At 68.7% G+C, this 7531-nt stretch carries 10 protein-coding genes and 1 pseudogene; all 11 read left to right on the forward strand.

Annotated features, from left to right (window positions below):
• Window positions 1-120 (forward strand): annotated as a pseudogene (locus ACE3SL_RS09710) (IS5/IS1182 family transposase); the annotation flags it as partial.
• A gap of 253 nt (window positions 121-373) precedes the next feature.
• Complete coding sequence (locus ACE3SL_RS09715; RefSeq protein WP_374525535.1) at window positions 374-847, forward strand: ImmA/IrrE family metallo-endopeptidase; 474 nt, start codon at window positions 374-376, stop codon at window positions 845-847.
• 145 nt (window positions 848-992) lie between these two features.
• Entirely contained in the window at window positions 993-2099 is a 1107-nt protein-coding gene (locus ACE3SL_RS09720; protein WP_374525536.1) for a phage portal protein, read from the forward strand.
• A 110-nt stretch (window positions 2100-2209) separates the two neighbouring features.
• On the forward strand, window positions 2210-2527 hold the full coding sequence (locus ACE3SL_RS09725) for a DUF6127 family protein (RefSeq protein ID WP_374525537.1): 318 nt from the start codon (window positions 2210-2212) through the stop codon (window positions 2525-2527).
• Between the two features lie 74 nt (window positions 2528-2601).
• Window positions 2602-3042 carry an HK97 family phage prohead protease gene (locus ACE3SL_RS09730; RefSeq protein WP_374525544.1) on the forward strand — a complete coding sequence of 147 codons (441 nt, stop codon included), beginning with the start codon at window positions 2602-2604 and terminating at the stop codon, window positions 3040-3042.
• A gap of 5 nt (window positions 3043-3047) precedes the next feature.
• Entirely contained in the window at window positions 3048-4190 is a 1143-nt protein-coding gene (locus ACE3SL_RS09735; RefSeq protein ID WP_374525538.1) for a phage major capsid protein, read from the forward strand.
• A gap of 93 nt (window positions 4191-4283) precedes the next feature.
• Window positions 4284-6020: a tail fiber domain-containing protein gene (locus ACE3SL_RS09740; protein ID WP_374525539.1), complete on the forward strand. Its 1737-nt coding sequence runs from the start codon at window positions 4284-4286 to the stop codon at window positions 6018-6020.
• The gene (locus ACE3SL_RS09745) at window positions 6017-6172 is read left to right on the forward strand and encodes a hypothetical protein (RefSeq protein WP_374525540.1); all 156 of its coding nucleotides are present in this window, start codon (window positions 6017-6019) and stop codon (window positions 6170-6172) included. The genes ACE3SL_RS09740 and ACE3SL_RS09745 overlap by 4 nt, the downstream gene beginning before the upstream one ends.
• 15 nt (window positions 6173-6187) lie before the next feature.
• Complete coding sequence (locus ACE3SL_RS09750; protein ID WP_374525541.1) at window positions 6188-6469, forward strand: hypothetical protein; 282 nt, start codon at window positions 6188-6190, stop codon at window positions 6467-6469.
• Window positions 6466-7029 carry a hypothetical protein gene (locus tag ACE3SL_RS09755; RefSeq protein WP_374525542.1) on the forward strand — a complete coding sequence of 188 codons (564 nt, stop codon included), beginning with the start codon at window positions 6466-6468 and terminating at the stop codon, window positions 7027-7029. The genes ACE3SL_RS09750 and ACE3SL_RS09755 overlap by 4 nt, the downstream gene beginning before the upstream one ends.
• Window positions 7026-7418 (forward strand): DUF3168 domain-containing protein, encoded by a 393-nt coding sequence (locus ACE3SL_RS09760; protein ID WP_374525543.1) that lies wholly within the window; start codon window positions 7026-7028, stop codon window positions 7416-7418. The genes ACE3SL_RS09755 and ACE3SL_RS09760 overlap by 4 nt, the downstream gene beginning before the upstream one ends.
• Window positions 7419-7531: the final 113 nt, after the last annotated feature.

Below are 7531 nucleotides of genomic sequence, written 5' to 3' on the forward strand. Positions count from 1 at the left end.
ATTGAGATTATGTTCGGTCGCCTGAAAGACTGGCGCCGCGTCGCAACCCGCTACGATCGGTGCCCGAAGGCCTTCTTCTCCGCCGTCGCCCTCGCTGCCACTGTCATCTTCTGGCTCTGATCAATGAGTCCTGACCCTAGCTTGATGGGATTTTGGATCATTCGACGCGAAGCCAGAGATGAAGCCAGAGAGGCGGCGGCGGAAGAGGCTCGAAAAATTGCGCAACTCTATTTTCGCAATCGGAACGGGAATGGAACAAAGGGGGGTGACAATGCCGCCAGCGATAGCCATATTGGCACGGCGCCGACGGCGCAGCCCACCTACGATCCGGCTTCCGTGAGCGTGGCGGGGGCAATTGAAGAGGGAGCGACAGATGGTGAGCATTAGCGCCGCTCTCGAAATCATCCGAGAGCATCAGCAATCCATCCCGGTTCAGACTGTCGGTATTGCAAACGCCCTTGGGATAAAGGTTTATAAGGTTCCGGGCTGGCCCGCCGACCTTTCGGGCATGGTCCGGAAAAACGTGGACAGCGAAGGCGGTTTCGATATCTTCGTGAATCAGGATCACCCGGAGGTGCGTCGTCGTTTTACGATTGCGCACGAGATTGGGCACGTCGTTTTGCATCCGCATCTGATAGGCGACGGCATTACCGATGACGCCCTGTTGCGATCGGGGCTTTCCAATGCTGTTGAAGCCCAGGCCAATCGCTTTGCTGCCGATATTCTGATGCCGCGCGATAAACTCAACGAGTGCATCGGGAAGGGGATCACCAGCGTTCGCGAGCTTGCTGCGCGCTTCAACGTGTCTGAGCAGTCCATGGCAATCCGATTGGGAGTTCCCCAATAACTCACAATATTGAGGCGTCGGGCGTCGGATTCACGGCGCTGACTCGACCCGTATCAGGGACTGGTCTGGATCGCTAAATCGGTGGCCTGATCCGAGCAAATTCCTCGATTCAAAGCTGAATTTTTCAGTCTTTTTGGAGAACATCATGAACTGGTTTGGCCGCAAGGCCGCGCAGGGTGCTGCGCGGCCCGCTTTGTCGCGTGTGTATGGGGCGTGGTCGGCGCCCGCGCCGCTTTCTTGGGAGGCGCAGGTGCGCGAGGGGTATCTTGCCAATGCGATCGTGCAGCGGGCGGTGCGGCTGGTGGCCGAGGCGGCGGGATCGGCGCCGGTGGCGGCGAGCGATCCGGCGCTTGCAGCGCTCGTCGGCGCGACGTCGGGCGGGCAAGGGCTGGTCGAGACGCTCGCGTCGCAGCTGCTGCTCCACGGCAATGGCTATGTGCAGATTTTGACCGATGGCGCGGGGGCGCCGGCGGAACTGTTCGCGCTGCGGCCCGAGCGGGTGACGGTCGAGGCCGATGCGCGCGGGTGGCCGGTGGCGTATCGGTACAAGGCGGGTGGGTCGGCGGCGGTGCTGCCGGCGGAGGATGGTGCGGGGCGCGTCGCGGTGGTGCATGTGAAGGCGCTGCATCCGCTCGACGATCATTATGGCGCGGGATGCCTCGGCGCCGCGTCGGGCGCGATCGCGGCGCATAATGCGGCGGCCAAATGGAACGCGGCGCTGCTCGACAATGCGGCGCGGCCGTCGGGGGCGCTGGTGCACGATCCGGGCGACAAGGGGATGCCGCTGTCGGCCGAGCAGGTCGACCGGCTGCGCGAGGAACTGGCAGAGAGCTTTGCGGGCGGGGCGAATGCGGGGCGGCCGTTGCTTCTGGAGGGCGGGCTCAGGTGGCAGGCGCTGTCGCTGTCGCCGGCGGAGATGGACTTTCTGGCGCTCAAGGATTCGAGCGCGCGCGAGATCGCGATGGCGTTCGGGGTGCCGCCGATGCTGCTCGGGCTGCCGGGGGATGCGACCTATGCCAATTATCGCGAGGCCAATCGCGCGCTGTGGCGGCTGACGGTGCTGCCCTTGTGCGCGAAGATATTGGGTGCGATTTCGCAAGGGCTGAGCGGTTGGTTCGACGGCGCCGAGCTGCGCGTCGATCTCGACCGGGTGCCGGCGCTGGCCGAGGACCGGATGGCGCTGTGGCGCGAGGTGTCGGCGGCCGATTGGCTGACGGCCGAGGAGAAGAAGGCGCTGTTGGGGGTGGGGTAGCGTTCGCAGGCAAAGGCCCACCCCCACCCAGCTTCGCCTGGGTAGCAAGCTGCCAAGGCTGCGCAACCCTCCCCCGTCCCAGGGGGAGGGATTTCTATGAGGATATCGACATGGATGAGGACGAAGCGCTGGCGCGGCTGATCGCGCTGGCGGGGACAGGCGTGGCCACGATAGGCGACGGCGCGGTGCTGCGCGCGCTGGTCGAGGAGGCGAGCGAGCTGGGGGCGCGGCGGGCGCTCGCGCGGCTCGGGCTCGCCGACGAAGCGGCGCGCGACGATGTGAGCGATTTGCGCCAGCTGCTCGGCGCCTGGCGCGACGCGAAGAAGAGCGTCTGGGCGGCGGTGGTCGACTGGGCGGTGCGCGGGATGCTGGCGCTGCTGGTGGTGGGCCTTGCGATGAAGCTGGGGCTGCCGGGGCTGCTCAAATGAGGACGGCGGCCGAGCGTGAAAATGGTTCACGCGGAGACGCGGAGACGCGGAGAGAAAAAAGGGAATCGAGCGACATCGTCGCTCCTCCTTCCTTTCTCCGCGCCTCCGCGTCTCCGCGTGATTCTCTTTCGATACGCTTCGCGGGCTATGTGTCGGTGTTCGACCGGATCGACCGCGGGGGCGATGTCGTGCGGGCGGGGGCGTTCGCGGCGAGTTTGCGCGCGGGGCGGACGGTGCCCTTGCTCTGGCAGCATCGGCCCGGCGCTGTGGTCGGCGTGATCGAGGCGCTGGCCGAGGACGCGCGGGGACTGCGCGTCGTGGCGCGGGTGACGCATCCGACGGCGGCGGGGCTCGTCGAACGGGGCGCGCTGACGGGATTGAGCTTTGGCTATCGGGTGCGGGCTTCGCGCGGGGAACGGCCGCGCGAGCTGCTGGCGCTCGACCTTGCCGAAGTCAGTCTGGTGGCGGCGCCGATGCAGCCGGCGGCGCGGGTGATCAAGGTGGTGAAGGAGTGACAAGCATGGACGATATGGAAATGAAGGCGGACGCGCTCGAGGGGGCGTTCGATGCGGTGCTGGCGGCGGAAGCTGTCGATGAGCTCAAGGCCTCGGTCGCGGCCTTGAAGGCGCAGGTCGATGCGCAGGCGGTGGCGGCGTCGCGGCTGCCGCTCGACGGGGCGAAGGCGGCGGCTGATCCGGCGCTGGGTGCCTTTGTCGAGCGCTATCTGCGGCGCGGGATCGATGCCGGAGTCGAGATGAAGAGCCTGTCGGGGGCGAGCGCCGGCGAGGGCGGCTATGCGGTGCCGCGCGAGATCGACGGGGCGATCGCGGCGACGCTGAAGGGGCTGTCGCCGATCCGCGGCATCGCGACGGTCGTGCAGACGGGGACGAGCGGCTATCGCAAGCTGGTCGCGACCGGATCGATGGGCGCGGGCTGGGTCGGCGAGACCGCGGCACGGCCCGAGACCGCGACGCGCAGCTTTGCCGAGATCGCGCCGCCGTCGGGCGAGCTTTACGCCAATCCGGCGGCAAGCCAGGCGATGCTCGACGATGCGATGTTCAACGTCGAGGACTGGCTGGCCGAGCAGCTCGGCCGCGAGTTTGCGGTCGCCGAGGGCAGCGCGTTCGTGAACGGCAACGGCACCAACCGGCCGAAGGGGTTCCTGACCTATACCGCGACGAACGAGATCGACAGCGTGCGGGCGTTCGGGTCGCTGCAGTACCTCGCGACGGGGACCGCGGGCGCCTTTCCGGCGGCGAACCCGCAGGACAAGCTCGTCGAGCTGGTCCATTCACTGAAGGCGCCGTACCGGCAGGGGGCATGCTGGGTGATGAATTCGGACACGCTGTCGCGCATCCGCAAGTTCAAGACCAGCGACGGCGCGTTCGTGTGGCAGCCGGGGATGGTCGAGGGGCAGGCGGCGACCTTGCTCGGCTATCCGGTCGTCGAGGCCGAGGACATGCCCGATGTCGGCGCGAACAGCCTGTCGATCGCCTTCGGCAATTTCGCCGCCGGCTATCTGATCGCCGATCGCGGCGAGACGCGCATCCTGCGCGATCCGTTCAGCAACAAGCCGTTCGTGCATTTCTATGCAACCAAGCGGGTGGGCGGCGCGATCATCGATTCGCAGGCGATCAAGCTGATGAAATTCGCCGCCAGCTAAGCAGCGCTGGCGCGCGAGGAGCGCCCGGTCCCTCCCCTTTCGGGGCCGGGCGCTACCCACCAATTTTCTTGTACAGGAAAGGATGGCCTTGCCATGCCGACCCCCTTTTTCGCCGATCTGGTGCGCGAGCTGGCGCAGGACGGCGGGACCGGGCCGCTGACGCCGACCGGCGCGGTGCCCGGCCATCGCCGCTTCGCGGGCGCCGTGCCCGCCGATACCGATTTTCACTATGCCGTCGCGGGCGTGGCGCAGCCCGCCCAGTGGGAGGTCGGGACCGGCCACCTCGATTCGGCCGGGCGGCTCGTCCGCGCGGCGGTCGCCGCATCGTCGAGCGGTGGCGCCCGGGTCGACTTCGCGCCCGGATTGAAGACGATCGCGCTGACCGTCGGCGCCGAATGGTTCGAAACGCAGGCGGCGTCGGTCGCGGCGATGGAGAGCGCCGGCGATGCGGTGGCGGAGCTGGCCGACGGGCTGGCGGGCAAGCAGCCGCTGTCGACCACGCATGCGGCGGCATCGACCGGCGCCGATGGCGATCTGGTCACGGTGCGGCGCGGTGCGGACTGGGTGAACATCCCGCTGTCCACGCTGGCTTATCGCGACGCCGGGGGACGGCTGCTCGCCGGGGCGCCGGTCGCGGGTGTCGACGGCAGCGCCGCCGAGCCCTCGGTCGCGTTCGCCGCCGATCCCGACACGGGGATGTTCCGCCCCGCCGCGAACGTGCTGGGGCTTGCGACGGGCGGTGTCGAGCGGGTGCGCGTCAACGCCAGCGGCCATGTCGGCATCGGCGTCGATCCGGCGAACAAGCTGGACGTCCAGACCAGCGCGGGGCGGTTCAGCGTTGCGAATGCAGGACCGGCTTCGGTCAAGATCTCCAGTTCGGGGACGATGCAATATGATACGGGCGCCGCGTCGGCGCACCAGTTCCTGAATAACGGCGTCGACAGCGTCGCGATCAGCAGCGCCGGCAATGTCGGCATCGGAACCACGACGCCCGAGAATTTCGGCGGCTACAAGGTTCTGCACATGACCGGGACGACGGGCGCGCAGATCACGCTGTACGGCGCATCGGACACGGTGCGGGGATTTCTCTATACGACCGCGAGCGGGATGACCGTCGGCACGTCGACGGCGCATATGCTGGCGTTCCGGTGCAACAATGTCGAGCGGGTGGTGCTGGAGACCGGGGGCACGCTGCGGCCGGCAGGGAACAATGCGCAGTCCTTCGGCTCTTCGACCAACCGCTGGCTCGAACTCTGGGCGTCGAAGCTGGTCACGCCTTCGGGCGTGGCGCTGGGGCTGCAGGCGGGCGCGGGCGGGCAGTGGAATATTTCCGCCTCGACGGGGGCCTTTTATCCATCGACCGACAATGCGCTTCCCGTCGGCGGCGCGGCGAACCGGGCGAGCACCGTCTATGCCGGAACCGGAACGATCAACACGTCCGACGCGCGCGAAAAGACATGGCGCGGGGCGCCGACGATGGCGGAGATGGCGGCGGCGCGGCGCATCGGCGGCGAACTGGGCTTTTACCAGTGGAACGGCGCCATCGCCGACAAGGGGACGGAGGGCGCGCGCCTGCATTTCGGGGCGCGCGCGCAGGCGGTGTGGGCGATCATGGCCGAGGAGGGGCTGATCGATCCGGCCGGCCCCGAAGCCGTGCCGACCAGCCGATATGCCTTTCTCTGCTGGGACGCATGGGAAGCGGAGGGGCAAGGCGCGGACGGCCCGGCGCGCGCGGCGGGCGATCGGTTCGGCATCCGCCCCGACCAGCTCGCGCTGTTCCTGATCGCGGCGCAGGAGGCGCGCCTCGCCGCGCTGGAGGCGGCGGCATGATCGACGGATCGGCGCTGGCATCGCGCGCGATCGGCGATGCGACGCGGCGCGACCTGGCGAGCGAATGGACCGGCCCCGAGCCGGCGGCACCGCAGACCCCCTTGCCCGTGCGGTGCGAAGCCGTCCGCCGCATGGTCGTCCGCAAACCCTGACGCAAAGGAACAGCCATGACGATGATGGTGAAGGACCCCGACACGCGCATCGATTTCGAGATCGACTGGGCGCTTGCCTATCCCGACGGGCAGGCGGTGGTCGCGAGCCTGTGGACGGTTGTGCCGGACGAGGAGGGCGGCTTGTCGGTCGCCGCTGCGGCATATGACCTGATGCAGGCGACCGCGACGCTGGCGGGGGGCGTTGCGGGGCACGTCTATCGGCTGACCAATCGCGTCACGCTGAGCGACGGGCAGATCGACGAACGGTCGGCGGTGGTGCGGGTGGAGGAAAGATGATGGCGACGAGCGTGGTGCCGGGCGACCTCCCGGTGAATCTGGACGAAGCGCGAAGCTGGCTGCGGCTCGGCGCGACGATCGACGATGCGGTCGTCGCGCAGCTCGTCCGGGCGGCAACGAACATCTGCGAGGCCTTTATCGGCCAGTGGCTGATCGTGCGGGCCGCCGAGGAGACGGTGCCGCTGGACGGCGGAACGATCCCGCTCGGCGCGCGGCCGGTGGTGGCGGTGGACGCGGTGACGCTGTTGCAGCCCGATGGCGGCGAGACGATGCTCGGCGACGGGGCGCCCGGCGATGCCGGCTATCGGGCGAGCATCGCGCGCGACGGCACGGCGTCGATCGCGATCCACGATCCCGGCGAGGCGGTGCGGGCGCGGATCGGCTATCGCGCGGGCATGGCGGCCGGGGCGAACGGGATTCCGGAGGCGATCCGTCAGGGCATCGTCCGCATGACGCAGCATCTGCACGAGGCGCGCGACGGTGGCGGCGCGGCGCCGCCCGCTGCGATCGCGGCGCTGTGGCAGCCGTGGCGGCGAATGACGCTGGGAGGACGGCGATGAGAGCGGCCGAAGCGGCGGTGCGCGCAAAGGCGATCTCCCTGCTGGCGGACGATGCCGGGTTGGCGGGGTGCATCCATGGCGTCTTCGACGGAACGCCGCCGCGCGCCAGCGCGCCCTATGTGGCCGTGGGCGTCGTCGAGGGAAGCGATTGGGGAACCAAGGACCGGGCGGGGCGCGAGGTGCGGCTGACGGTGGCGCTGCACGGCGTCGGCGACAGTCTGGACGACGGGGCCGCGGCGCGGGTCGAGGCGATCATCCCGGCGCTCCGCGGGGCGGCGGACGGCTGGACGATCGTGAGCGCGCGCGTGGTGCGGACGCGCTTCGGCTTCGTTCGCGACGGCGGATGGCGGCAGGATTATGTCGTGGGATGCCGGTGTCTGACCGGGTAGGGAGTGGCCGTCAACGACCGGGAGGGGACGCCAAAACCTAAGCTCCCGTTCGTGTCGAGCGAAGTCGAGACACGCGAATGCTGGCGCTTCCCAAGCGTGTCTCGACTTCGCTC

Origin of the sequence: Sphingopyxis sp., assembly GCF_041916015.1 — a bacterium.
GTDB lineage: Bacteria > Pseudomonadota > Alphaproteobacteria > Sphingomonadales > Sphingomonadaceae > Sphingopyxis.

Excerpts from the sequence above, each read along its gene's own strand:
- ACE3SL_RS09715 (WP_374525535.1), top strand. The coding sequence starts at position 374 with ATGGTGAGCATTAGCGCCGCTCTCGAAATCATCCGAGAGCATCAGCAA.
- ACE3SL_RS09720 (WP_374525536.1), top strand. The coding sequence starts at position 993 with ATGAACTGGTTTGGCCGCAAGGCCGCGCAGGGTGCTGCGCGGCCCGCT.
- ACE3SL_RS09725 (WP_374525537.1), top strand. The coding sequence starts at position 2,210 with ATGGATGAGGACGAAGCGCTGGCGCGGCTGATCGCGCTGGCGGGGACA.
- ACE3SL_RS09735 (WP_374525538.1), top strand. The coding sequence starts at position 3,048 with ATGGACGATATGGAAATGAAGGCGGACGCGCTCGAGGGGGCGTTCGAT.
- ACE3SL_RS09740 (WP_374525539.1), top strand. The coding sequence starts at position 4,284 with ATGCCGACCCCCTTTTTCGCCGATCTGGTGCGCGAGCTGGCGCAGGAC.
- ACE3SL_RS09745 (WP_374525540.1), top strand. The coding sequence starts at position 6,017 with ATGATCGACGGATCGGCGCTGGCATCGCGCGCGATCGGCGATGCGACG.
- ACE3SL_RS09750 (WP_374525541.1), top strand. The coding sequence starts at position 6,188 with ATGACGATGATGGTGAAGGACCCCGACACGCGCATCGATTTCGAGATC.
- ACE3SL_RS09755 (WP_374525542.1), top strand. The coding sequence starts at position 6,466 with ATGATGGCGACGAGCGTGGTGCCGGGCGACCTCCCGGTGAATCTGGAC.
- ACE3SL_RS09760 (WP_374525543.1), top strand. The coding sequence starts at position 7,026 with ATGAGAGCGGCCGAAGCGGCGGTGCGCGCAAAGGCGATCTCCCTGCTG.